The following is a 24,412-nucleotide window of genomic DNA, read 5'->3' as shown; positions in this document are numbered from 1 at the left end:
CAGTTCGGCCTCGAAGGCGCGGTCGGGGTGGGGCATCATGCCCAGGACGTTGCCGCGCGCGTTCTGGATGCCGGCGATGGCGTTGACCGAGCCGTTGGGATTGTCGACGTAGCGGAAGACGACTTGGCCCTCGCCCTCGATCCGGGCCAGGGTCTCGGCGTCGGCGAAGAAGTTTCCGTCGCCGTTGCCCTGGGTCATCGTCACCTCGCGCTGGCCCTGATAGCCGGCGGTGAAGCGGGTCTGGCCGTTGGCCACGGTCAGGGCGATGGGCTTGCAGACGTATTTCAAACCCTGGTTGCGCAGAAGGGCGCCAGGCAGCATCCCCGCCTCGCACAGGATCTGGAAGCCGTTGCAGATGCCGACCACGGCGACGCCGTCATCGGCGGCCTTCCTGACCGCCTGCATCACCGGCGACTGCGCCGCCATGGCCCCGCAGCGCAGATAGTCGCCATAGGAAAAGCCGCCGGGAATGACGATCAGATCCAGGCCGGACGGCAGTTCCGTCTCGGCGTGCCAGACCATGCTGACCGGCTCGCCGGTGGAGCGTTCGACGGCGACCTTGCAGTCGCGATCGCAGTTGGAACCGGGGAAGACGATGACGGCTGCGCTCATGGCGCGGGCCTCTAGCACCGTTTTCGGCAAATGTCAGTCCGCGGCGTCGCGAACGCCCAGACGCCTCCGTGCATAGGGCCTGGCGAAAGGCTCAGGTCGAGGCCGTCGCGGGTCGCCGCCCCGTCAGCCAGGCGACCAGGAAGATCGCGAACCCGCCCAGCGACAGTCCAACGCCGACCCAGGCGGTCGAGGTCCAGCCATAGCCCGCCGCAATGGCCATGCCGCCCAGCAGGGGGCCGATGGCGTTGGCTGTGTTGAAGGCCGAGTGGTTCAGAGCAGCGGCCAGGGTCTGGGCGTCGCCGGCCACGTCCATCAGCCGCGTCTGCAGGATCGAGCCCAGGCCGCCGCCGCCGCCGATCAGGAAGACCACGATCAGCACGGACCATAGATGGGGCGCGGCGATCGGATAGAGGGTCAGGGCGGCCGCGCTCCACAGCAGCAGGCCGCCCGCCGCCTTGAACCCCACGCGGTCGGCGGCCCAGGCCCCCAGGAGATTGCCCAGGAACATCCCCACGCCGAAGACGGCGAAGACCCAGGGCATGACATCCGCGTTCGCGCCCGTCACGGCCCGCAGCGTCGAGGCCAGATAGGCGTAGACCGCGAACATTCCGCCGAAGCCGACGGCTCCCACGCCCAGGGTCAGCCAGACCTGGGGCCGCTTAAGGGCGCCCAGCTCACGCAAGGGGCTGGCGTCGGAATGCGCGGGGTCGCGCGGGGCGAACAGGGCGACCAGCGCCATGGTGATGACAGCCAGCAGCCCGACGATGGCGAAGGTCCAGCGCCAGCCGTAGGCGTGGCTGATGATGTTGACCGCCGGCACGCCCAGCACCGTGCCGACCGTCAGCCCCATGAGGATCGTTGAGACGGCGCGGGTGCGGAAATGCAGCGGGACGACGGAAGCCGCCACCAGCGCCGCCACGCCGAAATAGGCGCCGTGGGGCAGGCCGCTGAGGAATCGGAACACCAGCATCCAACCATAGGTGGGCGCCAGAGCGCTGAGGACGTTGCCGACGGCGAACAGGGCCATGAAGCCGATCAGCAGCAGCCAGCGCGGCAGCCGGGCGCCCAGCACCGCCAGGATCGGCGCCCCGACCACGACCCCGGCCGCGTAGGCGCTGATGACATGGCCGGCGGTCGGCGCGTCGACGCCGAGGCCCGCGGCGAAGTCGGGCAGGATGCTCATCGCCGCGAACTCGGTCACGCCGATGGCGAAGCCGCCCGTCGCCAGCGCCAGAAGGACCAGGGCGACCGCTCCTGGGGAATGCGTGTGCGGAGCGGTGTCGAGCGTGGCGTCGGTCATGTTGCGGCGCAACATAGGGGCGCTTCGCGACCTCACAAGGGCGGATGGGCGATCAGCCCCGGTTTTCGTAGGTCGCGGTGATCGACGCCTTGGCCAGGGTGTGGAAATGGAGGTTGAAGCCGAACACCGCGCCGGAATCGTCGGCCGTGACGTCCAGCCTGTCCACGTCCACGGCGAAGACGGTGAAGATGTAGCGGTGCGGCCCATGGCCGGGCGGCGGGGCGGCGCCGCCGAATAGGGCCTGGCCATAATCGGTGCGACCCTGCACCGCGCCGTGCGGCAGAGCGCCGCCCGGCGAGCCGGCACCGGTGGGCAGTTCGGTCACGTCAGCGGGAATATTGGCCACGGTCCAGTGCCAGAAGCCCGAACCGGTCGGGGCGTCGGGATCGTAGCAGGTGACGGCGTAGCTTTTAGTACCCTCCGGCGCGCCGGACCAGGCCAGCTGGGGCGAGACGTCGCCCTTGGCGTGGACCTGGGCGTCCGGCAGCACGCCGCCGTCCTCGATGTCGGTGGAGGTCAGGGTGAAGGTCATGCGATCTCTCCTTTTCGTGAGGCGATGATCTAACGGCGCGGCCCCGCGCCTGTTGCGTCGCAGCGATCATTCACTAGCTTGGAGTATGGTCAAGCCATGGAGGGGCGGATGCTGCAATCCCTCATCGCCAGAACGTTCCGAACCCGGTCTATCGCCGTGCGATTGCCGGGCGGCAGGACGATCCGCGGCGGACCGGGCGCGCCCGAACTGACCGTCGTCGTCGAAGACATGAAGACGGCGATGGCCATCGCCCTGAACCCGGAACTCAGGCTGGGCGAGGCGTTCATGGACGGCACGTTCCGGGTCGAGGACGGGACCATCTACGACTTCCTGGAACTGACGGCGTCCGAACTGGCCCGGACGCGCCGCCCCCTGAAGCCCGGCTGGCGCATCCGCCGGGCGTGGGAGCAGGCCAACGACCGCGCCCACGCGCGCTCGAACGTCCATCATCATTACGATCTGACGGTGGATTTCTATCGACTGTTCCTTGACGAGGATCTTCAGTATTCGTGCGCCTTCTTCGAGCGGCCGGACGCCAGCCTGGAAGAGGCCCAGGCGGCCAAGAAGCGCCGCCTGATCGACAAGCTGCTTCTGTCGCCGGGGCGGTCGGCGCTGGACATCGGCTGCGGCTGGGGTGGGCTGGGCCTGTCGATGGCCGAACGGGGCGCGACGGTCACGGGCGTCACCCTGTCGACGGAACAGCATCGGACAGCGAACGAACGGGCGGTCGCGCGGGGGCTGGCGGACCGGGCCGCGTTCCGGCTTCAGGACTATCGCGGCCTGCGGGAACCGTTTGACCGCATCGTTTCGGTCGGCATGTTCGAACACGTCGGCCAGCCCAACTACCAGGAATATTTCGATACGGTGGCGCGGCTGCTGAGCGATGACGGCGTGGCGGTGATCCACTCGATCGGCCGCAAGGGTCCGCCTAGCCGCACCCAGCCCTGGGTGAGGAAATACATCTTCCCGGGCGGCTATATTCCATCCCTGTCGGAGGTGCTGCCGGCCATCGAGCGGGCGGGCCTGTGGGTCACGGACATGGAGGTGCTGCGCCTGCATTACGCCGAAACGCTGCGGCATTGGCGCGAGCGGTTTCTGGCGCGGCGGGACGAGGCCCTGGCCCTATATGACGAGCGGTTCTGCCGGATGTGGGAGTTCTATCTGGCCGCCAGCGAGGTGGCCTTCCGCGAACTGGGCCACATGGTCTTCCAGCTTCAGCTCGCCAAGGCGCCGGACGCGGTCCCTCTGTCGCGGGATTATCTGTACGCCGGACGCTGACGCAAGCGGCTGCCTGGCCCGACGGCTAGGCGGCCTCGATGCGGTAGCCTTCGATCACCGTGTTGGCGAGCAGTTGCTCGCACATCTTCCTGGCTTCGGCTTGCGGGTCTTCGACGCCGGCCAGGTCGAATTCGATCAGCTTGCCGACACGGGCGTTGGACACGCCGGGCCAGCCCAGGCCCTGCAGGGCGCCTTCGACGGCCTTGCCCTGGACGTCCAGGACGCCGGGCTTGAGGAAGACGTGCACCTTGACCTTGCTTGAAGCGGTGGGGGCCATCAGTGCAGCCCCCCCTGGATCACGGTGGGCATGCCCTTCATGATGCCCAGGCGACGCGCGACCTCGGTATAGCTTTCGATGACATTGCCCAGGTCGCGGCGGAAGCGGTCCTTGTCCAGCTTCTCGCCGGTCGACGCGTCCCAGAGGCGGCAGCTGTCGGGGCTGATCTCGTCGGCCAGCAGGACGCGGCTGAAATCGTTCTCCCAGATGCGGCCGAACTCGATCTTGAAGTCGATCGTCCAGCTCCTGGGTCGAGGCCCAGTTGAAGGCGGTGATATGCTCTTCCGTGACCATCGGGTCGTTCAACTCGTCCTTCTTGTAGTAGAATTCGATGATCGAGCGGGGCAGGGGCGTGCCTTCCTCGATGCCCAGGCGCTGGCTCATCGAGCCGGACTTCGCGGATCAGCTGCTCGCGCAGGTTCAGGCGCTTGATGAAGTGGTTGGTCACGCCGATGCCGTTCAGGCGCGACATGATGAATTCGCTGATCTGATTGTTGACCACGCCCTTGCCTTCCAGCACCGCCTTCTTCTGGGCGTTGAAGGCGGTGGCGTCGTCCTTGAAATACTGGATCAGCGTGCCGGGCTCCGGTCCTTCGTAAAGGATCTTGGCCTTGCCCTCGTAGATTTTCTTGCGCTTGCTGTTCATGGTCCGGTCCCGGCTTACGGGCGCCCTCCAGAAACAAAAATCGCGCGGCCATGAGTGGAAGGGCAAGACCCGGTCCTGGCGGCGCGTTTTGGAATCGTTCGGGCAGTCAATCTCGTTCGGCGTCTCCTTAGCCGAAGGCGGCCCGGGATACAAATGAGGATGGCGGATGGGCGCGAGGGCGGGCGACGGGCGCCCCTTCGGACCGGAGTCAGGTTGCGTTCATGGACGGGCGGGCTATAGACGGCCCCTGCCCCGACGTTAGCGGGGCGTACGGAGCTATGCTGAGCGAAATGACGACCTTCGACGATCGGGAAAAGGGCTACGAGGCCAAATACGCCCTCGATCAGGAGCAGGAGTTCAAGGCCATCGCCCGGCGCAACCGGATGCTGGGCCTTTGGGCGGCCGAAAAGATGGGCCTGTCGGCCGAGAGCGCCGATCAATACGCCGCCGCCGTCGTGCGCGCCGACTTCGAACAGCCGGGCGACGAGGATGTGTTCCGCAAGGTCGCCGGCGACTTCAAGGCCTCGGGTCTGTCGGTGTCGGAAGGCGAGATCCGCTCCAAGATCGACGAACTGGCTTCGATCGCCCGCGAAGGGATTCGCGCCGGCGAATAGAGGGCGCGCCTTCGGGCCGATGCTGAAATTCGAAAGGGCCGCACCCGGGGGAAAGTGCGGCCCTTTCTTTTCGCCGGGGACGTTGGGGGATGTCTCACCCGGCTTACTGTGCGTCTCGCGCCCTTGAAGAACACGGGCGGCGGAATTTGGTTTCAGGCCGTTCCGCCCGAAAACCGATTATTTTTGCAGCGCGCCCGACGGCGTGTCCGAGAGGCCTTCGCCAAGACGCCGCGCCGACCGGCGAAGTCAGTCCTCGAACACGACCGTCTTCGCGCCATGCAACAGGACGCGATCCTCCAGATGCCGACGAACGGCGCGGGCCAGCACGCGGCGTTCGATGTCGCGGCCCTTGCGGATCAGATCGTCGGGCGTGTCGCGATGGCTGATCCGCTCCACGTCCTGTTCGATGATCGGGCCTTCGTCCAGGTCTGGCGTGACGTAGTGGGCCGTGGCGCCGATCACCTTCACGCCGCGCGCATGGGCCTGATGATAGGGCCGCGCGCCCTTGAAGCCCGGCAGGAAGGAATGGTGGATGTTTATGCAACGTCCCGCCAGCCTGCGGCTGAGGTCGTCTGACAGAATTTGCATGTAGCGGGCCAGGACGACCAGTTCCGTCTGCGTCTCCTCGATCAGGCGCAGCAGCTGCGCCTCCTGCGCCGGCTTGTCGGCGGCGCTGACGGGCAAGTGGTGGAAGGGCAGGTCGCCCAGGTCGACGTGGCCGATCATCTCGCGCGGATGGTTCGACACGACGGCCGTCACCTGCATCGGCAGCTCGTCGATGCGCCAGCGATACAGCAGGTCCGCCAGACAGTGGTCGAACCTGGACGTCAGGATCATCACCTTGCGCGGCGTCGGGCCTCGCATCGTCCATTCCATGGCGAACCGTTCGGCCACGGGCGCGAAGGCGCGGCGGATCGCGTCCTCCACGTCGCCTGCGGCGGGTTCAAACACCACGCGCATGAAGAAGGTGGCGCTGGAGGCGTCGCCGAACTGCTGGGCGTCGGAAATATTGGCGCCGCGTTCCAGCAGGAAGGCGGAAACGGCCGCGACGATGCCGGGGCGGTCTGGGCAGGAAAGGGTCAGGATCATCGGTCGGCCGGCTGGTCGGGCAGGTGTTTCGCCAATATGGCCCAGCTTTCCGCCTTTGCCGACAGGGTTATGGCATGGGCCGGGCTGGAGGACGGCAGGGTCATCAGTTCGACGCCGGCGATATCCGCCAGGATGCGCCGCCCCAGCTTCGCCGCCAGCCCGCCGTTGAAGGCGACGGCCCGCAGGGCCGGCAGCCGCTCGACCAGCCCGCGCAGGTCCGCCGCCTCGGGGGATCGGATCGCCGCGTCCAGGCTGCCGGACCGCTCGGCCGAGGCGATCACGTCCCACAGGCCGACGCCGCGCGCCTTCAGCCGCTCGAGCCGCCGCGCGTAAGGCAGGGTGGGCAGGTCTTCGCCCAGCACGCCGCCGACCAGCGGCCAGAAGGCGTTGCGCGGATGAGCGTAATACTGCGCCGCCTTCAACGACGCATCGCCGGGCAGGCTGCCGAGAATCAGCAGGCGGGTGGCCGCATCGAAGACGGGCGCGAAGGCGGTCTTCACTTGGCCGGCGGGTCGTCGCGCAGCCAGCCGGTGATGGAGCGGCGACGGCCCCCGGCGTAGGCGGCGACCGAGGCGACCGAATGCAGGCGCGGCGTCTTGAACACGGTCCAGACGTTAAAGCCGGGCCTGAAGCCGCGTTCGATGTCGCCGTGCGCGTCATGGAACATCAGTTGGCCGCCCCAGTCGGGCCGCCAGTCGCGCGACAGGCCCAGCGTATAGGCGGCGCGGCGTTCGCCCACGCCCGTGTCGTCGTGCTGGGTCAGGAAGTCGCCGGGCCGGAACCAGGTGGCCTGGGCGTCGATCTTGGTGACGCTGGTTTCGCCCGTCACCGCCTTGGCGAAGGTGGTGAAGGGGATGTCGTTGAAGAACTGGACCAGCGCGTGGGTGGCGTGGCCTTCGTCCTCGCCCGTCAGCAGGGCGGTGATGATCGGATAGGCCAGATAGACGAAGGAAAAGCCGTCGCGGGCCTCCGCAACGGCGTTCTGGATACGGGCGCCGAGCGCGTCGCGACCCATCGCCTGCATTTCTTGAGGCGAGAACAGCTTGCCGCCATCGGGCGTCTTCAGCGACAGATGCCAGCGGGTGTCGTGTTCGAGGGCCAGTTCTAGCCATTCGGCGCTGGCGGCGTCCAGCAGATCGGGCACCTGGACCATGCCGTTGCGCGCATAGGCCTGCGCATAGTCGCGCGGATCGAGCCGGGGATTCAGCCGGATCGTGCGCTGGCTCATGGGTTAGTCTCCGAACACCCGCTTGAACACCACGTCCACGTTCTTGGTGTGGTAGCCCAGGTCGAACAGGGCCTCCAACTGGTCGTCGGGCAGGGCGACGCGGGCGTCGGCCTTGAGGAAGTCCAGGAAGGCGCCTTCGCCGCGCCAGACCTTCATGGCGTTCTCCTGAACCGCGGCATAGGCGTCCTCGCGCGAGACGCCCGCCTGGGTCAGGGCCAGCATGACCCGCTGCGAATGCACCAGGCCGCCCAGGCGGTCGATGTTCTTCTGCATGTTCTCAGGGTAGACGTTCAGCCGCTCGACCACATTGGCCAGACGATGCAGGGCGAAATCGAGGTGGATGGTGGCGTCCGGGCCGATGCCGCGCTCGACCGACGAGTGGCTGATGTCCCGCTCGTGCCACAGGGCGACGTTCTCCATCGCCGGGGTCACGGCCGAACGGACCAGACGGGCCAGGCCGGTCAGGTTCTCGGTCAGGATGGGGTTGCGCTTGTGCGGCATGGCCGACGAGCCCTTCTGGCCCTTGTCGAAGAACTCCTCGGCTTCGAGGACCTCGGTGCGCTGCAGATGGCGGATTTCGACGGCCAGGCGCTCGACCGACGATGCGACGACGCCCAGGGCGGCGAAGAAGGCGGCGTGGCGGTCGCGCGGGATGACCTGGGTCGAGACCGGCTCGACCTGCAGGCCCATCTTTTCGGCCACATAGGCTTCGACCGCCGGATCGACGTTGGCGAAGGTGCCGACGGCGCCGGAGATGGCGCAGGTGGCGATCTCTTCCCTGGCGGTGATCAGACGGCGCTTGGCGCGCTGGAACTCGGCGTGATAGCCGGCCAGCTTCAGGCCGAAGGTGACGGGCTCGGCGTGGATGCCGTGCGAACGGCCCACGGTCGGGGTGTATTTATGCTCCTTGGCGCGGGTCTCCAGCGCGGCCAGAACCCGATCCACGCCCTCGATCAGCAGGTCCGACGACCGGGCCAGCTGAACCGCGAAACAGGTATCCAGCACGTCCGACGAGGTCATGCCCTGGTGCAGGAAGCGGGCTTCCTCGCCGACGATTTCCGCCACATGGGTCAGGAAGGCGATGACGTCGTGTTTGGTGGTGCGTTCGATTTCGTCGATCCGGTCGGCGTCGAAGGTCGCGTTCTCGCCCTTGGCCCAGATGGCGTCGGCCGCATCCCTGGGGATCACGCCCAGTTCGGCCATCTTGGTCGCGGCGTGGGCCTCGATCTCGAACCAGATCCTGTACTTGGTCTCTTGCGACCAAAGGGCGGCGGCGACGGGGCGGGAATAGCGCGTGATCATGGGCGGGTCGTGTCGGTCGGCCGGACCCCGGAGTCAAGGTTCGCCGGGCGCCGGACTTGACTTCGCCCGCCCCTGTCCCAGATTAGGCGCGCTTTCAGGAGGACGACCTCCCCCACATGGGATCAACGCCGGGACGACCCGGCGCCATGCAGGGAGAGATGTCATGGCCTGGGTGTTCCTTCTTTTCGCCGGCCTGCTCGAAGTGGTCTGGGCCTTTCTGATGAAGGCCTCGGCCGGGTTCACGCGACCGTGGCCGACGTTCGGCATGATCGTCTTCATGATCGGCTCGTTCGGCCTGCTGTCGATGGCGATGAAAACCCTGCCGCTGGGCACGGCCTACGCCATCTGGACCGGCATCGGGGCTGTGGGCGCCTTCGCGGTCGGGGCGGTCTTTCTGGGCGAGCCGCTGACGCTGCTGAGGATCGCGGGCGTTACCCTGGTGGCCTCGGGCCTAATCGTGCTCAAACTGGCGTCCAGCCACTGATCGCTTTTGCGGACCCAGGACGAAAATCTTAACGGCCCGAGAACCTTCTCGGCAGACGCCGCGTTAAGCGCACGCCGTTAGATCGGTACAGCTTCCTCCATTCGGACCCAAGGCAGATGACGCACCCGGCCGCGCCGACGATCCAAGCTCCGACGAAAGCCGCCGCGCCGCGCGGTCTGCATCCGGTCGTTGGCTATGGTCTGGCGGCGCTGATCGGGACGGCCTTCTGGGCCAGCCTGCTGGTCGCGATCTTCTGAAGCTACTGGCCGCCGCCCAGCGCGCCGGCCTGGGCGATCAGGACCGGCTCGGGCTGGGGCGGCGGGGCGACGTAATCCAGGGCGATGGGCGCGGCCTTGGCCCCGGACGCCAGAGCGTCCAGCGTCTTCAACGGGCCGCCGAACATCCGCTGATAAATCCAGTAGCTGGCCACGACCTTTTCGACATAGTCGCGCGCCTGGGGAACGTCGATCGTCTCGATCAGCAGCAGCGGATCGGCGTCCGGCCCCAGCTTTCTGACCGCCGCCAGCATCGGCCCCGGCCCGGCGTTGTAGGAGGCCACCGCACGCAGCAGATCGCCCTGGAAGGCGGGCAGGGCCAGCATCCGGCTGATATAGGCCTGGCCCAGACGGAGGTTCACCGCCGGGTCGAACAGGCGGGTCGGATTGCTGACGAAGCTGCGGTCGCCGCTCAGTTCCGCCGCCGTCGTCGGCATCACCTGCATAAGCCCATAGGCGCCGACGCTGGAGCGGGCCGTCGGGTTGAAGTCGGTTTCCTTGCGGGCCAGCGCATAGACCAGGGCCTTTTCGATGACGAAGCCGCCCTCGGGCGTCAGATCCGGCGTCGGATAGCGGGTCGCGTCGATGCGGCTGGCCTCGGCGGCGGTGTTGACCGGCATGATGGCGCGGGCCAGGGCGGTCCACATCCTGGCGGCGTCGCCGACGGCGGTGCGCAGGTTGGAACGCAGTTCGGTCTCGGCGTCGGCGCGGCGTCCGACCTCGTAGAAGGCGACGGTGCGTCTGGCCCGCGGATCGGCCTGGACGAAGGCTTCGAGCGCGGTCGGTTCGACGCTGGCGCTCTGGGGCGCATAGGCGGCGCGGCGCAGACGCGGCTCGGCCTCGTAGGGGCGCGGCCCCATGTTTTCGATCGCCGGTTCCTCGCCCAACTGACGCAGGGCGATCTGGCCGTAGAAGGTGGCGGGCCACTGCCCGGCCAGGTGCAGATATTCGTCGACCCGGTCCTGGCGGCCGGACTGCGAGGCCGCCCGCGCGGTCCAATAGGCGGCGCCGGCGCGCACCCAGGGGTCTTCGGTCGGATCGTTGGCCACCCGCTCGAAGGCGGCGAAGGATTCGTGGAACTGGCCCAGTCGCCACTCCGCCAGGCCGACGGTCCACCAGTCGCCGATCTGGCGCCCGATGGCCGAGGCGCCGGTCAGGTCGTCGTTGTTGTAGGCGACGCGCGCCGCCTTCATCGGATCTTCGGTCGATCCGCCCGAGACGGCGTCGACGACGCTGTTCCAGGTGCGGCCGATCAGGCCGCCGGGTCGCGCCGGCTCTGGCGCGCCGTCCGGGCGGCGACGCAGCGCCAGCGTATAGACCCGGTCGGCGCACGGCAGGTCGGAATAGGTTTCCAGCCAGGCCGTCAGTTCTTCATAGGTGGCGACGTGGTCGGGATGGAACAGGCTCTCGAACTCGACCTGGCCCAGCAACACCCGATCCTGGGCCTGGCGGGCCGAGGCGCGGGCGGCCTCGATGTCGCCGCGCCGCAGGGCGTCGAAGGCGGTGGTGTAGGAAATCCGGTCGGCGGAGCTCAGGGCCACGGGGCGGGTGGAACCGGCGTTCATGTCGGCCGTTGAACCGGCGTAGGGCGTCTCGGCCAAGGCTGCGCAAGACAGGGCGCAGACGGCGACGGTCAGCGTCGGCGCGAGGAACGCGCGGCGGAACAGGTGCATAGGCGGCGGCCCCCTCGTTGGCGACGGCCGCCAGTCATATGGACAAAGGCGGCGCGTGTATGGCGATGGTCGTCAGCATCACAATGCCGCCGTTAGCCTTGTTCTTCAACCGAGTCCGTTTCAAGGCGAACAGCAAGGGACAGCAAATCGGCCCAGACCTGGCGCTTGGCCTGGGGCTGGCGCAGCAAAAACGCCGGGTGCAGGGTCGGCATGACCGGAGCCGAAACGCCGCCTTCGGCCAGTCTCCACTCCCCCCAGCGGCCTCTCAACCTCATGATCCCCTCCTCGGCCTGCAGCACGCTCTTGGAAGCGGCGGCGCCCAGCAACAGCACGGCCCGGGGCTTAAGCAGGGCGAAGGCGCGTTCCACGAAGGGCGCGCAGACCGCCTGTTCCTGGGGCGTGGGGGTGCGGTTGCCGGGCGGGCGCCAGAAGACGGTGTTGATGATGAAGACCCTATCGGTAAGACCCGCCGCCGCCAGCATCCGGTCCAGCAACTGGCCGGCCTTGCCGACGAAGGGCTGGCCGATCCGGTCCTCTTCGGCGCCGGGACCTTCGCCGATCACCATCACTGCGGCGTTGGGATTGCCGCGGCCGAACACCGACTGGGTCGCGCCCATGCCGCGCAGGGGACAGCCCTCAAAGGCCGCGACGGCGGCGGCCAGGTCCTGAAGCGTCGCGGCGCCGGCGGCCAGCCGGCGCGCCTCCGCCACCGCATCCTCGGCTGCATGCCCGGCCAGCGGCGGAGCCACCGAGGCGGTCGCGCGCTGCACCGCCTTCAGCGCCGGCGGCGGGGCCACATGGGTATGGTCGACCGGCGCATCGCCATAGCAGGCGTCCACCCCCGCATCCCGCCAGAAGGCGAGCAGGCTTTCGACTGCAGCGATGTCGTGGGGTTGCGCGTTCATGTCTCGGGCCACCGATAAGCCTTGACCGCCCCCGCGTCACCTTCCGATAAGCGGCATAACCACACAGATAACCGGGATTCAGGGGAAACCATGGCCGAAGACGCCATCGAAGGCGGCGCGGAAAACGCCCGTCAGGAAGCCATCATCGACAATCTGCCGCCGCTCGAGGCGCTGGAGGGCGTCGAGCGCGAGGTAATGGAGTACGACGTCGTGATCGTCGGCGGCGGCCCCGCCGGCCTGTCGGCCGCCATCCGACTGAAGCAACGCGCCGAAAAGGACGGCAAGGACATCAGCGTCGCCGTCCTGGAAAAGGCGGCCGAGGTCGGCGGCCATATCCTGTCGGGCGCCGTGATCGACCCAAAGGCGCTGAACGAACTGTTCCCCGACTGGAAGGAACGCGGCGCGCCGCTGGAGACGCCCGTGACCAAGGACAGGTTCCTGCTGCTGGGGCCGCAGGGGTCGGCGTCGCTGCCCATGCCGCTGCTGCCGCCCTTCATGCACAATCACGGCTGCTACATCGCCTCGCTGGGCAACGTCACGCGCTGGCTGGGCGAACAGGCCGAGGCCCTGGGCGTCGAGGTCTATCCCGGCATGGCCGCCAGCCATGTAGTCTGGGAAGAGGAGACAGGCCGGGTGAAGGGCGTCGTCGCCGGCGTCTTCGGCATCGACCGCGAAGGCAAGCCGACCGGCGACTTCCAGCCCGGCATCGAACTGCACGGCAAATACGTCTTCATCGCCGAGGGCGTACGCGGCTCCCTGGCCAAGACCATCATCGCCCGCCACAAGCTTCAGGACGGCAAGTCGCCCCAGAAATACGGCATCGGCCTGAAGGAGCTATGGCAGGTGCCGGCCGACAAGCACCAGCCCGGCCTGGCCCAGCACACGACCGGCTGGCCGCTGGACGAATACACCGGCGGCGGCAGCTTCCTGTATCACTTCGGCGACCGCTACGTGGCCGTCGGATACGTCGTCCACCTGAACTACAAGAATCCCTTCCTGTCGCCCTTCGACGAGTTCCAGCGGTTCAAGCATCACCCGGAGATCGCCAAACATCTGGAGGGCGGGACGCGCATTTCCTACGGCGCGCGGGCCATCACCGAGGGCGGGCTGCAGTCCATTCCGAAGCTCAGCTTCCCCGGCGGCGTCCTGATCGGCTGTTCGGCCGGTTTCGTGAACGTGCCCCGCATCAAGGGCAGCCATAATGCGATGAAGACCGGCATGCTGGCCGCCGACGCCGCCTATGAGGCGGTGCAGGCCGGGCGCGGCGGCGACGAACTGGTCGAATATCAGACGGCGTTCGAAAAGAGCTGGGTCTACAAGGAGCTGTCGGTCGTCAGGAACGCCAAGCCCCTGCTGTCCAAGTTCGGCACGACCCTGGGCGGGGTGTTCGGCATGTTCGACATGTGGTGCCGCACCCTGCTGGGCGGCTGGTCCCCGATCCCGACGCTGAAGCACGGCAAGACCGACGCCGCCTCGACCGAGCCGGCGGCGAACCACCAGCCGATCGCGTATCCAAAGCCGGACGGCAAGCTGTCGTTCGACAAGCTGTCGTCGGTCTTCATCTCCAACACCAACCACGCCGAGGACCAGCCCGCCCATCTGAAGCTGCTGGACCCGTCGATCCCGATCCGGGTCAACCTGCCCCAATATGGCGAACCGGCCCGGCTTTAGGCCGATCCGCGCTTCGTCATCAACGCCCAGAACTGCGTCCACTGCAAAACCTGCGACATCAAGGACCCGTCGCAGAACATCGTCTGGACCACGCCCGAGGGCGGCGGCGGCCCGAACTATCCGAACATGTGATCTTTCCCTAGGAATTCCGCTCATCGCCGCGCAAGCGAGGACCCAGTTCTTTCACATCGTCTCCGCCTGGATCGTCGGCGTGAACTGAAACAAGAGATGGTGCGCCCAAGGCGCTGGGTCCCCCGCTTGCGCGGGGATGAGCGGAGTATGGGATGGCTCTTGCTCCGTTCTGGAAAACCGTGAAGGGTCGGGGCATGATCGCCTCCCGTTCGCGCCTGTTCGCCGCTTCCCTGACCGTCCTCGCGCTGGCCGTGGCCGCCCAAGCCTTCGCGCAGGAGACCGCGCCCGCCGCCACGCCCGCCCCCACGCCGCAGACCCACCCGCCGGCCGTGATCCTGGAGCCGGGCCAGCCTATTCCCGGTCAGGCGCCGACGGCGACCCCGGAGGCGCCGCGCGAAGCGACGCCCGGCGCGGAGAGCGCGCCCGATCCGCACATCGTCATCACCGACACGCCGGCGACGCCGCCCATCCCCGCCGTTTGGTCGCCGGTGCCCACGGACGCCGAGGGGCGCAGCGCCTATGGCCTGTATCTGGCGGGCAAACTGGCCCTGATGCAGGGGCAGGGGGGCAGCGGCGCGGACTATCTGGCCCAGGCCGAACGGCTGACGCCCGAGCAGCCCCGGGTGCGCGAACAGGCCTTCACCTCGGCGCTTCTGACCGGCGATCTGGACGTGGCGGCCGCGCTCGCGCCGACCGATGCGACCGCCTCTCCAGCCTTCGTGGAGGGCGGACGGCTGGTGCGGCTGGTTCAGGACTACGCCCACGGCGACGCCCGCGCCGCCAACGCCGCCCTGGCGGCCCAGCCGATCGGCGCGCCGCACGCCCGCGCGGGGCTTCTGGTCTCGCCCTGGATCGCGGCGGCCGCCGGCGACTGGTCCCGCGCGCTTCAGCCCGCGCCTGCGGCGGGCGATCCCCTGACCCTGGCCTTCGCCCGCATGAACCGGGCGGCCCTGCTGGAGCGCCGCCGCGACTACGCCCAGGCCCAGGCCGAACTGAAGGCGGCGGCCGACGCGCCCGGCATCGGCGCCCTGTTCAAACGGCCTTATGGCGAGTTTCTGGAACGGCGCGGTCGTCGCGACGACGCCATCGCCCTGTATGAAGCCGCCATGGCGGTCCAGCCCGCCGATCCGGGCGTGGCCCGCGCGCTGCAACGGCTGAAGGAGGGAGGGCGGCCCCCCGCCTTGCCCGATCTGCGCGAGGGCGCGTCCCAGGCCCTGGTCACGGCCGCCGCCCAGGCCTCGGCCGAGCGAGGCAACGAGTTCGCCGCCGTCTATCTGCGCCTCGCCCAGAACCTGTATCCCGAAGACGAGACCGAATATCAGCTGGCCCAGGTTCTGGCCCGCGCCGGGCTGAAGAGCTCCGCCCGCGCGGCCCTGTCGCGGATCGGGACCGAGACGCCGTCCCTGTACGCCGCCGCGCGCGCCCAGATGGCCGTCAGCCTGGAGGAGGAGGGCCAGTCCGAAGAAGCCTTGGCCGAACTGCGCCGCGCCGCCGCCGCCGCGCCCGACGACCCTCGCATCGCCCAGGTTCTGGTTGGCCAACTGATGCAGCTGAAGAAGCACGACGAGGCCTTGGCCTTGCTGGACGGCCCGATTCTGAACACGGCGGATCAGGGGGCCGGCGTCCGCTTCCTGCGCGGCGCGGCCTATGAGGCCCTGGGCCGCGTGCCCGAAGCCGAGGCGGAGCTTTGGGCCGCCTTGCAGGCGGCGCCCAACGATCCCGACATGCTGAACTATCTGGGCTATCTGTGGGTGGACAAGGGCCTGCGCGTCCAGGAAGGCGCCGAAATGATCGCCCGCGCCCATGCTCTGGAGCCCGACAACGGCAACATCCAGGATTCGCTGGGGTGGGCCCAGTTCAAACAGGGCCAGTACGAAACCGCCGTCGATACGCTGGAACAAGCCGTCGACAAGGAGCCGGCCAACGCCGAGATCAACGACCACCTGGGCGACGCCTATTGGAAGGTGGGCCGCCGGCGCGAGGCCGTCTGGCTGTGGAACCGCGTCCTGGTGCTGGACCCCGACGACGAACGCCGCGCCGCAGTCGAGCGCAAGATCGCCGACGGGCTGGAGGCGGCTCCGGCCGCCAAGGGCGTGTCCCAATAGGTCATGCCCGCCCTGACCGCCCTGGCTCCGGCCAAGATCAACCTGTTCCTGCACGTCGGGGCGGTGGACGCCGACGGCTATCATCCGCTGACCAGCCTGGTCGCCTTCGCCGACGTGGGGGACAGGGTTTCGGCCGAGCCGTCGGACCGGTTGTCCCTGTCCGTCGCCGGCCCCTTCGCAGGCGGCCTGTCGGGCGGCGACGGCAATCTCATCCTGCGCGCCCTGCGTCGGCTGGGCCAGGCGGCCGGAACGGGCGAGCCGGGGCTGCGGGTGGCGCTGGACAAGCAGCTTCCCGTCGCGGCCGGCCTGGGCGGCGGATCGTCCGATGCGGGGGCGGCGCTGAAGCTGGCGCGCGAGGTCTTGTCGCTCGACATCGACGATGCGGACCTGGAAGCGGCGGCGGGCGTGGTCGGCGCCGACGGCCCCATGTGCCTGTGGATGCACACCGCCTGGGCCGAGGGGCGGGGGGAGAGGCTGACCGACGAGCCGCGTCTGCCGACCCTGCCGGCCGTGCTGTTCAATCCCGGCCTTCCCTCGCCCACCGGCGCCGTCTATCGCGCCTATGACGCCGGCCCCGTCGCGGCGGCGGATCGTCCGGCGCCGCCTGCCGACTGGAGCCTCGGCGGCGTGCTCGATTGGCTGTCGGTCCAGCGTAACGATTTGGAGGCGCCGGCCTTGGCCCTGACGCCCGCCATTGGCGACGCCCTGGCGGCGGTGGCGGCCACGCCCGAGGTCGCCCTGACGCGGATGTCCGGTTCGGGGGCGACCGTCTTCGGCCTCTATCCCACGCACGAAGCGGCCGAGGCGGCGGCCCGAACCCTGGCCTCGGCCCACCCCGCCGCCTGGGTCCGATCGACACGGCTGGCGGTACAGTAACGCCTTGCTCTTGTGGCCGAATGCCGGCGATTTCGGCGCTCCTGCCCAGCATCCGCCGAGGTTTCGCCGCGATCATCACAAGAGTTACGGTTTGTTTCAAAATATCGGAACCAGATCGTCGGTGTCCGACTTGGGAATGTCAGTTCCGATGACTGGAACGGGCCGTCGTCTCCCTGCGGCGGTCCTCAAACAGAAAAAGGATACCGTCATGCTTCGTGCCAAATTGCTTGCCGCGACCGCCGTGGTCTCCCTGATGGCCGCCCCCGCCCTGGCTCAGGAAAGCACCGCCGCCGCGACGCCCGCGCAAGCCCCGGCCGAGACCGCCGCGGCCCAGGCGACGCCCGCCCCCGCCGAGAACGTCGTGGACGTGCTGAAATCCAGCGGTCAGTTCACCACTCTGCTGGCTGCGCTGGACGCCGCCCAGCTGACCGACACCCTGGCCAGCCGTCCGGCCATTTCGATCTTCGCCCCGACGGACGCGGCCTTCGCCGCCCTGCCCGAGGCGGACCGCACCCGCCTGCTGGACCCGGCCAATGCAGCCGAGCTGCGCCAGCGTCTGCTCTATCACGTCATCGCCGCCGATGTGACGCCCGACCAGATCCAGGGCAAGCGCGGCGGCGTGCCGACGGCCGCCGACAGCCAAATCCTGCTGGACGGCACGGGCTCGGCCATCAAGGCGGATGGCGCGACCGTGGTCAGCGCCGAGCTTGACGCCTCCAACGGCGCGGTCTTCCCCATCGACAAGGTGCTGAACCCGGCCGAATCCCTGGCCGCCATGGGCGACGAGGAAGCCGCCGCCCCGGCCGAAGCCGCCCCGGCGACGGCGCCCGGCGGCGAACCGGCGGCGGCCACGACCACCACGGCCTCGCCCCCGGTCCAGAATCCCACCGACGGTCAGGTCGATCCGGCCCCGGACGGCGGTGAGGAGACGGCACCGACCCCGCAGTAAGACGGGCCGATCCGCGCCCGGCGTCAAATGGGCGGGCGGCGAGTTGAAGCGAGAGGCGGCGGGCCCTATGGTCCGCCGTCTTTTTTGCAGCCCCTCCCGAGCCCGATTTGACCACCCCGACTGAGCCGCTCGCGTTCCAGGACCTGATCCTGACCCTTCACCGCTATTGGGGCGATCAGGGCTGCGCCATCCTGCAGCCCTATGACATCGAGGTGGGGGCGGGGACGCTGCACCCGGCGACGGTGCTGCGCGCCCTGGGCTCCAAGCCGTGGAAGGCCGCCTACGTCCAGCCCAGCCGCCGCCCCGGCGACGGCCGCTATGGCGAGAACCCGAACCGGCTCCAACACTATTATCAATACCAGGTCATCCTGAAGCCGAACCCAGACAACCTTCAGGAGCTGTATCTGGGATCGCTGGCGGCCATCGGAATCGATCCCAAGTTGCACGACATCCGCTTCGTCGAGGACGACTGGGAAAACCCGACCGTCGGCGCATGGGGCCTGGGCTGGGAGGTTTGGTGCGACGGGATGGAGGTGACGCAGTTCACCTATTTCCAGGGCGTCGGCGGCATCGAGGTGGATGTGGTGTCGGGCGAGCTGACCTACGGGCTGGAGCGTCTGGCCATGTATGTGCAGGGCGTCGACAACGTCTACGATCTGAAGTTCACCAAGGAGGGGCTGACCTATGGCGAGGTTTTCCTGGAGAACGAGCGCCAGCAGTCGGAAGCCAACTTCCACGGCTATGACGTTGATGGTCTGAAGCGCCGGTTCGAGGACATGGTGGCCGAGGTCTCGCGCCTCTTGGCCATGACCGGACCCCAGGGGCAGCCCCTGGTCCTGCCGGCCTACGACCAGGTGCTGAAGGCCAGCCACCTGTTCAACCTGATGGACGCCCGCGGAGCCATCGCCGTGGCCGAACGCCAAAGCTACATCGGCCGCATCCGCGAACTCTGCAAAGCCTGCGCCCTCGCTTACGTCGAACAAGAGCGGAAAACCGCCTGATGCCCCAACTCCTCCTCGAAATCTTCTCCGAAGAAATCCCCGCCCGCATGCAGCAGGGCGCCGCGCGCGACCTGGAGCGTATGGCGTCCGAACGGCTGAAGGCCGCCGGCCTGACGTGGGACGCCCTGACGACCTATGCCGGGCCGCGTCGCCTGACGTTGGTGGTCGACGGCCTGCCGGCCGCCACGCCGGACCGCGAGGAAGAGGTCAAGGGACCCAAGGCGTCGGCGCCGCCCCAGGCGCTGGAAGGGTTCCTGAGGAAGACCGGCCTGACCCGCGAGCAGTTGGTGGAGCGCGACGGCGTCCTGTTCGCCGTCCTGTCGTCCAAGGGCCGCGCGACCGCGGATCTGGTCGCCGAGACGGTCGATCAGATCGTGCGCGCCTTCCCCTGGCCCAAGTCGATGCGTTGGGGAACGGGAAGCTTGCGCTGGGTGCGGCCGATCAAGCGCATCCTGTGCGTCTTCGACGGGGCGGTGGTTCCGTTCGAGATCGACGGCATCGCGTCGGACGCCATCACCGAGGGCCACCGCTTCCTGGGCTCGGGCGCACCCTTGCGGGTCAGCGATTTCGCAGATTACCGGGCCCAATTGGAGAAGAATTTCGTCCTGATCGACGCGGCCGACCGACGCCTACGCATCCTGGAACAGGCCAAGGCCGCCTGCGCCGCGCGGGGCCTGGTCCTGGTCGACGACGACGGCCTGCTGGACGAGGTGGCGGGTCTCGCCGAATGGCCGACCCCGATCCTGGGCGATATGGACCCGCAGTTCCTGGCCCTGCCGCCGGAAGTCATTCAGTTGTCGATGAAGGTGCACCAGAAATATTTCGCCGTCCGCGACCCGGCGAAGGCGGGGCTGGCGCCCAACTTCCTGGTCGTCGCAAATGTCGAGGCGACCGACGGCGGCAAGGCCCTGGCCGCTGGCTTCTTCTGGGACGAGGACCAGAAGGTCGGCTTCGACGCCTGGAACGCCAAACTGTCCGGCGTCACCTTCCACGCCAAACTGGGCACATTGGCCGAGCGGGTCGAGCGGATCGCCGCCCTGGCGCGCGAAATCGCTCCCTTGGTCGGCGCCGACGCCGATCAGGCCGAGACCGCCGCGAAACTGTCCAAGGCCGATCTGGCCAGCGGCATGGTGGGCGAGTTCCCGGAACTGCAGGGGATCATGGGCGGCTACTACGCCCGTCTCGCCGGCCATTCCGACGCGATCGCCGACGCCGTGCGCGACCACTACAAACCCCAAGGCCCCGCCGACACGGTCCCGACAGCGCCCGTCACGGTCGCCGTCGCCCTGGCCGACAAGCTGGACACCCTGGTTGGCTTCTTCGCCATCGACGAAAAGCCCACGGGGTCGAAGGATCCGTTCGCCCTGCGCCGTGCGGCGCTCGGCATTCTGCGTCTGATCCTGAACAATGACATCCGTCTCAGCCTGACCAATGACGCCTTCGCACCGGCAACGGCTGCGATTGCGAAACAGGACAAGGTCGAGCGTCAACTCGACAAACTATCCCTTGAAACTGAACTAGGCGCCTTCTTCGCTGATCGCCTGACCGTCCTCCTGCGCGATCAGGGCCAGCGCCACGACCTCGTCGCCGCCGTCTTCGCGCTGGGCGACGACGACCTCGTCCGCATCGTCCGCCGGGTCGAGGCGCTGGCCGCCTTCCTGGCCACGGACGACGGGGCCAATCTGCTGGCCGGCTACAAGCGCGCGTCCAACATCCTGCGCGCCGAGGAGAAGAAGGGGGCCCTGCCGGCCGGCATGGTCCAGACGGGCCTGCCGAACCAGCCCGAGGCCGAGGCCACCCTGGCCTTCGCCGTCGGCGCGGCCCGCACGGCCGTCGAGACCGCGCTGGAGACCGAGAACTTCGCCGCCGCCATGACGGCCCTGGCCGCCCTGCGCGCGCCGGTGGACGCCTTCTTCGAGGCGGTCATGGTCAACTCCGACATTCCCGCCGAACGCGATAACCGCCTGAAACTGCTGGGCCAGGTGCGGGATGTGATGGGCCAGGTCGCCGACTTCGGCCAGATCGCGGGGTAGGGGCCGCATCGTCTCCTCCCCACTTGTGGGGAGGGGGACCGCGAAGCGGTGGAGGGGTTCTTGAAGTTCCACGGGCGCCGGTGATGCGGCGAAGAACCCCTCCGTCTCTCCGCTGCGCTAAGAGCCACCTCCCCATGAAATGGGGAGGAAACGGAATTGATCAGCTGCGGATTCGGTCTCTGGCGGTCGAGGCGATGAAGGTCAGCACGGCGTCCAGGTTCACCCGCACCTGTTCCGCCGGGATGCGGATAACGGAGACACCTTGTCGTTCCAGCCAGCGGGTGCGTCGGGCGTCGTGGTCGCCGCGGCCAGCGTGGGTTTCGCCATCGACCTCGACCGCAAGCATCGCCTTGACGCAATAGAAGTCCAGCACGTAAACCCCGATCGGATGCTGGCGGCGAAATTTCAGCCCGTCGAGCGCGCGGCGGCGCAGGCGGACCCACAGTCGGGCTTCGGGCGGGGTCAGGGCGCGGCGCAGGATGCGGGCGCGTGATACGGAGCCTTCGTGCGTCAAGAACCCCTCCACCGCTTCGCGGTCCCCCTCCCCATTTCATGGGGAGGAGACGATGACGTCAAGGTTACGCGCGCCTGCGCAAGAAACCGCTCATCCCCTCACGCATTGTTACGTCCGCCATGGCCAAGCCGGATCGCCCGCGCTAGATCATGCTGCATGTGCGAGCGGGGCGAACCCGCCGAACGATCTGAAAGCTCAGGGACTGCAAGATGACAAAGTGGGTGTACGGCTTCGGCGGAGGTTCCGCCGACGGCGATGCGTCGATGAAGAACCTTCTGGGCGGCAAGGGCGCCAATCTGGCGGAGATGTCGTCCCTGGGCCTGCCGGTGCCGCCGGGCTTCACCGTCACCACCGAGGTCTGCACCCACTATTACGCCAACAACGAAACCTATCCGGCCGATCTGGAGGCCCAGGTCCAGGAAGCGCTGGAGAAGGTGCAGGACATCGTCGGCAAGGTGTTCGGCGACGTGGCCAATCCGCTGCTGGTCTCGGTGCGCTCGGGGGCGCGGGCGTCCATGCCGGGCATGATGGACACGGTGCTGAACCTGGGTCTGAACGACCAGACGGTCGAGGGCCTGGCGACCCTGTCGGGCGACCGCCGCTTCGCCTTCGACAGCTATCGCCGCTTCATCACCATGTATTCGAACGTGGTCCTGGGCCTCAGCCACGACGATTTCGAAGAGGTGCTGGACCAGCACAAGGATCGTCTGGGCGTCACCGTCGACACCGACCTGACCGCCGAGGACTGGCAGAAGGTGGTCGTCGACTATAAGGCCGTGGTCGAGCGCGAACTGGGCCACGCCTTCCCGCAGGACCCCAAGGACCAGCTGTGGGGCGCGATCGGCGCCGTCTTCGCCAGCTGGATGAACGACCGGGCGAAATTCTATCGCCGGATGCACGACATCCCCGAAAGCTGGGGCACGGCCGTCAGCGTCCAGTCGATGGTGTTCGGAAACATGGGCGAGACCTCGGCGACGGGCGTGGCCTTCACCCGCAACCCCTCGACCGGCGAGGCGCGTCTGTACGGCGAGTTCCTGATCAATGCGCAAGGGGAAGATGTGGTGGCGGGCATCCGCACGCCGCAAAGCCTGACCAAGATCGGCCGCGAGGAGATGGGCGAGACCGCCCCCTCGATGGAAGAGGCCATGCCGGAAGTCTTCGCCCAGTTCGTCGAGGTGGTGAACACGCTGGAGAGCCACTACCGCGACATGCAGGACATCGAGTTCACGGTCGAACAGGGCCGTCTCTGGATGCTGCAGACCCGCAACGGCAAGCGCACCGCCAAGTCGGCCCTGAAGGTCGCCGTGGACCTGGCCGCCGAGGGCGTCATCTCCCAGGAAGAAGCCATCAGCCGCGTCGAACCGGCCGCCCTGGACCAACTGCTGCACCCGACGCTGGACCCGGATGCGGCCCGCACCGTGATCGCCGCCGGCCTGCCGGCCTCGCCCGGCGCGGCGACCGGCAAGATCGTCTTCGACGCCGACGAGGCGGAACGCGCCGCCGGCCTGGGCGAGGCGGTCATCCTGGTGCGCGAGGAAACCAGCCCCGAGGACATCCACGGCATGCACGCGGCCCGCGGCATCGTCACGGCGCGCGGCGGCATGACCAGCCACGCGGCCGTCGTGGCGCGCGGCATGGGCCGGGCCTGCGTCTCCGGCGCCGGCGAAATCCACATCGACGAGGCCGAGGGCGTCTTCACCGCGCGCGGCCGCACCTTCAGGGCCGGCGAGATCATCACCATCGACGGCTCCAAGGGCGAGGTGCTGGAGGGCGCCGTGCCGATGATCGAGCCGGAACTGACCGGCGACTTCCAGACCCTGATGGGCTGGGCCGACAAGGTGCGCCGTCTGAAGGTCCGCGCCAACGCCGAGACGCCGCTGGACGCCAAGACCGCGCGTGGCTTCGGCGCCGAGGGCATCGGCCTGTGCCGCACCGAACACATGTTCTTTGACGACAGCCGCATCGCCGCCGTGCGCGAGATGATCCTGGCCGACGACGAGAAGGGCCGCCGCACGGCCCTGGCCAAGATCGCCCCGTTCCAGAAGTCGGATTTCGTCGAACTGTTCACCATCATGGCCGGCCTGCCCGTCACCGTGCGCCTGCTGGACCCCCCGCTGCACGAGTTCATCCCGCACACGGACGAGGACATCGACGCCCTGGCCGCCTCGTCCGGCATCGACGCCGAAAAGCTGAAGCGCCGGGCCAAGGAACTGCATGAGACCAACCCCATGCTGGGCCATCGCGGCTGCCGCCTGGGCGTGGCCTATCCCGAAATCTACGAGATGCAGGTCCGGGCCGTGCTGGAGGCCGCGCTGGAGGTCAAGCAGGCGTCGGGCCAGGCGCCGATCCCGGAGATCATGCACCCGCTGGTCGCCCTGGGTCTGGAGATGAAATATCTGCGCGAACTGACCGACCGCACCGCCAAGGCCGTTTTCGAAGAGGCGGGCGACAGCGTGGACTATCTGGTCGGAACCATGATCGAACTGCCGCGCGCGGCCATCCGCGCCGGGGACCTGGCCGAATACGCCCAATTCTTCAGCTTCGGCACCAACGACCTGACCCAGACGACCTTCGGCATCAGCCGCGACGATTCCGGGCGCTTCCTCCAGGCCTATCTGGACAAGGGCATCTTCGAGACCGATCCCTTCGTGCGTCTGGACCAGGACGGGGTCGGCGGCCTGATCGAGATCGCGGCCGAGCGGGGCCGCGCCGTGCGGCCCGAGGTCAAGCTGGGCATCTGCGGCGAACACGGGGGCGATCCGTCGTCCATCGCCTTCTGCGAGAAGGCCGGCCTGGATTACGTCTCCTGCTCGCCCTACCGCGTGCCCATCGCCCGCCTGGCCGCCGCCCAGGCCGCCCTGGACGTGGAACGCGAAAAGGATAGGTGAGACTTATCCGGCGCCGTCGTCTCGGGCT

21 protein-coding genes and 2 pseudogenes are annotated in these 24,412 nt (G+C 68.3%); 11 read left to right on the top strand and 12 right to left on the bottom strand.

The annotated features are described in order from the left end of the window. From purQ to DI624_RS14830, 3 genes are all read right to left on the bottom strand, one after another. The coding region (gene purQ, locus DI624_RS14840; RefSeq protein WP_291540033.1) for a phosphoribosylformylglycinamidine synthase subunit PurQ at positions 1–612 on the bottom strand (612 nt) is incomplete at its 3' end. A 91-nt stretch (positions 613–703) separates the two neighbouring features. Beyond that, complete coding sequence (locus DI624_RS14835) at positions 704–1,927, bottom strand: MFS transporter (protein WP_291540030.1); 1,224 nt, start codon at positions 1,925–1,927, stop codon at positions 704–706. Between the two features lie 37 nt (positions 1,928–1,964). Beyond that, entirely contained in the window at positions 1,965–2,444 is a 480-nt protein-coding gene (locus DI624_RS14830; RefSeq protein ID WP_291540028.1) for a YbhB/YbcL family Raf kinase inhibitor-like protein, read from the bottom strand. Between the two features lie 108 nt (positions 2,445–2,552). On the opposite strand from DI624_RS14830, the gene DI624_RS14825 reads away from it, so the two are divergent. Next, positions 2,553–3,722 carry a cyclopropane-fatty-acyl-phospholipid synthase family protein gene (locus DI624_RS14825; protein WP_291540026.1) on the top strand — a complete coding sequence of 390 codons (1,170 nt, stop codon included), beginning with the start codon at positions 2,553–2,555 and terminating at the stop codon, positions 3,720–3,722. Positions 3,723–3,747: 25 nt separating this feature from the next. On the opposite strand, the gene purS is transcribed toward DI624_RS14825, so the two are convergent. Both purS and DI624_RS14815 read right to left on the bottom strand, forming a co-directional pair. Further along, positions 3,748–3,999: a phosphoribosylformylglycinamidine synthase subunit PurS gene (purS, locus tag DI624_RS14820; protein ID WP_291540024.1), complete on the bottom strand. Its 252-nt coding sequence runs from the start codon at positions 3,997–3,999 to the stop codon at positions 3,748–3,750. After that, a pseudogene (locus DI624_RS14815) lies at positions 3,999–4,645 on the bottom strand (phosphoribosylaminoimidazolesuccinocarboxamide synthase). Before DI624_RS14815 ends, purS begins: the two are co-directional and overlap by 1 nt. 290 nt (positions 4,646–4,935) lie before the next feature. Between DI624_RS14815 and DI624_RS14810 the strand changes: the two are divergent. After that, positions 4,936–5,259: a DUF1476 domain-containing protein gene (locus tag DI624_RS14810; protein ID WP_291540022.1), complete on the top strand. Its 324-nt coding sequence runs from the start codon at positions 4,936–4,938 to the stop codon at positions 5,257–5,259. Between the two features lie 246 nt (positions 5,260–5,505). Here DI624_RS14810 and purU read toward each other — a convergent pair whose 3' ends face one another. Genes purU through purB form a run of 4 tightly spaced genes read right to left on the bottom strand, consistent with a single transcriptional unit; the run spans position 5,506 to position 8,878 of the window. After that, complete coding sequence (gene purU, locus DI624_RS14805) at positions 5,506–6,348, bottom strand: formyltetrahydrofolate deformylase (protein WP_291540020.1); 843 nt, start codon at positions 6,346–6,348, stop codon at positions 5,506–5,508. Continuing rightward, positions 6,345–6,848, bottom strand: a complete 504-nt coding sequence (locus DI624_RS14800) for a DNA-deoxyinosine glycosylase (RefSeq protein WP_291540018.1) — start codon at positions 6,846–6,848, stop codon at positions 6,345–6,347. Before DI624_RS14800 ends, purU begins: the two co-directional genes overlap by 4 nt. Next, positions 6,845–7,576, bottom strand: coding sequence for a 2OG-Fe(II) oxygenase family protein (locus tag DI624_RS14795; RefSeq protein ID WP_291540016.1), 732 nt, complete (start codon positions 7,574–7,576; stop codon positions 6,845–6,847). Before DI624_RS14795 ends, DI624_RS14800 begins: the two co-directional genes overlap by 4 nt. A gap of 3 nt (positions 7,577–7,579) precedes the next feature. Continuing rightward, positions 7,580–8,878 (bottom strand): adenylosuccinate lyase, encoded by a 1,299-nt coding sequence (gene purB, locus DI624_RS14790; RefSeq protein ID WP_291540014.1) that lies wholly within the window; start codon positions 8,876–8,878, stop codon positions 7,580–7,582. 163 nt (positions 8,879–9,041) lie between these two features. Here purB and DI624_RS14785 point away from each other — a divergent pair, with 163 nt between their 5' ends. Together DI624_RS14785 and DI624_RS14780 are read left to right on the top strand one after the other, a co-directional pair. Further along, positions 9,042–9,362, top strand: a complete 321-nt coding sequence (locus DI624_RS14785) for a multidrug efflux SMR transporter (protein ID WP_291540012.1) — start codon at positions 9,042–9,044, stop codon at positions 9,360–9,362. 116 nt (positions 9,363–9,478) lie between these two features. Then, on the top strand, positions 9,479–9,619 hold the full coding sequence (locus DI624_RS14780) for a hypothetical protein (RefSeq protein ID WP_291540011.1): 141 nt from the start codon (positions 9,479–9,481) through the stop codon (positions 9,617–9,619). 2 nt (positions 9,620–9,621) lie between these two features. Here DI624_RS14780 and DI624_RS14775 read toward each other — a convergent pair whose 3' ends face one another. Then, on the bottom strand, positions 9,622–11,310 hold the full coding sequence (locus tag DI624_RS14775) for a lytic transglycosylase domain-containing protein (RefSeq protein WP_291540009.1): 1,689 nt from the start codon (positions 11,308–11,310) through the stop codon (positions 9,622–9,624). Positions 11,311–11,402: 92 nt separating this feature from the next. Beyond that, a complete protein-coding gene (locus DI624_RS14770) occupies positions 11,403–12,215 on the bottom strand; it encodes a uracil-DNA glycosylase (protein WP_291540006.1) in 813 nt (270 codons plus the stop codon). 195 nt (positions 12,216–12,410) lie between these two features. On the opposite strand from DI624_RS14770, the pseudogene DI624_RS14765 reads away from it, so the two are divergent. The 6 genes and pseudogenes from DI624_RS14765 (at position 12,411) to glyS (ending at position 20,982) form a co-directional block, all read left to right on the top strand. Continuing rightward, a pseudogene (locus tag DI624_RS14765) lies at positions 12,411–14,018 on the top strand (4Fe-4S dicluster domain-containing protein). A gap of 194 nt (positions 14,019–14,212) precedes the next feature. Continuing rightward, a complete protein-coding gene (locus DI624_RS14760; RefSeq protein WP_291540004.1) occupies positions 14,213–16,123 on the top strand; it encodes a tetratricopeptide repeat protein in 1,911 nt (636 codons plus the stop codon). A gap of 3 nt (positions 16,124–16,126) precedes the next feature. After that, on the top strand, positions 16,127–16,999 hold the full coding sequence (locus DI624_RS14755; protein WP_291540002.1) for a 4-(cytidine 5'-diphospho)-2-C-methyl-D-erythritol kinase: 873 nt from the start codon (positions 16,127–16,129) through the stop codon (positions 16,997–16,999). 208 nt (positions 17,000–17,207) lie between these two features. Next, a complete protein-coding gene (locus DI624_RS14750; RefSeq protein ID WP_291540000.1) occupies positions 17,208–17,948 on the top strand; it encodes a fasciclin domain-containing protein in 741 nt (246 codons plus the stop codon). 107 nt (positions 17,949–18,055) lie between these two features. Next, complete coding sequence (locus DI624_RS14745) at positions 18,056–18,949, top strand: glycine--tRNA ligase subunit alpha (RefSeq protein ID WP_291539998.1); 894 nt, start codon at positions 18,056–18,058, stop codon at positions 18,947–18,949. Next, complete coding sequence (glyS, locus tag DI624_RS14740; RefSeq protein WP_291539996.1) at positions 18,949–20,982, top strand: glycine--tRNA ligase subunit beta; 2,034 nt, start codon at positions 18,949–18,951, stop codon at positions 20,980–20,982. The genes DI624_RS14745 and glyS overlap by 1 nt, the downstream gene beginning before the upstream one ends. Before the next feature lie 160 nt (positions 20,983–21,142). On the opposite strand, the gene DI624_RS14735 is transcribed toward glyS, so the two are convergent. Continuing rightward, a complete protein-coding gene (locus DI624_RS14735) occupies positions 21,143–21,496 on the bottom strand; it encodes an endonuclease domain-containing protein (RefSeq protein WP_291539994.1) in 354 nt (117 codons plus the stop codon). Between the two features lie 209 nt (positions 21,497–21,705). Between DI624_RS14735 and ppdK the strand changes: the two genes are divergently transcribed. Then, positions 21,706–24,384 (top strand): pyruvate, phosphate dikinase, encoded by a 2,679-nt coding sequence (ppdK, locus tag DI624_RS14730; RefSeq protein ID WP_291539992.1) that lies wholly within the window; start codon positions 21,706–21,708, stop codon positions 24,382–24,384. Positions 24,385–24,412: the final 28 nt, after the last annotated feature.

This window comes from Brevundimonas sp., assembly GCF_003248455.1.
Classification (GTDB): domain Bacteria; phylum Pseudomonadota; class Alphaproteobacteria; order Caulobacterales; family Caulobacteraceae; genus Brevundimonas.
This window is presented reverse-complemented; position numbering and strand designations above follow the sequence as displayed.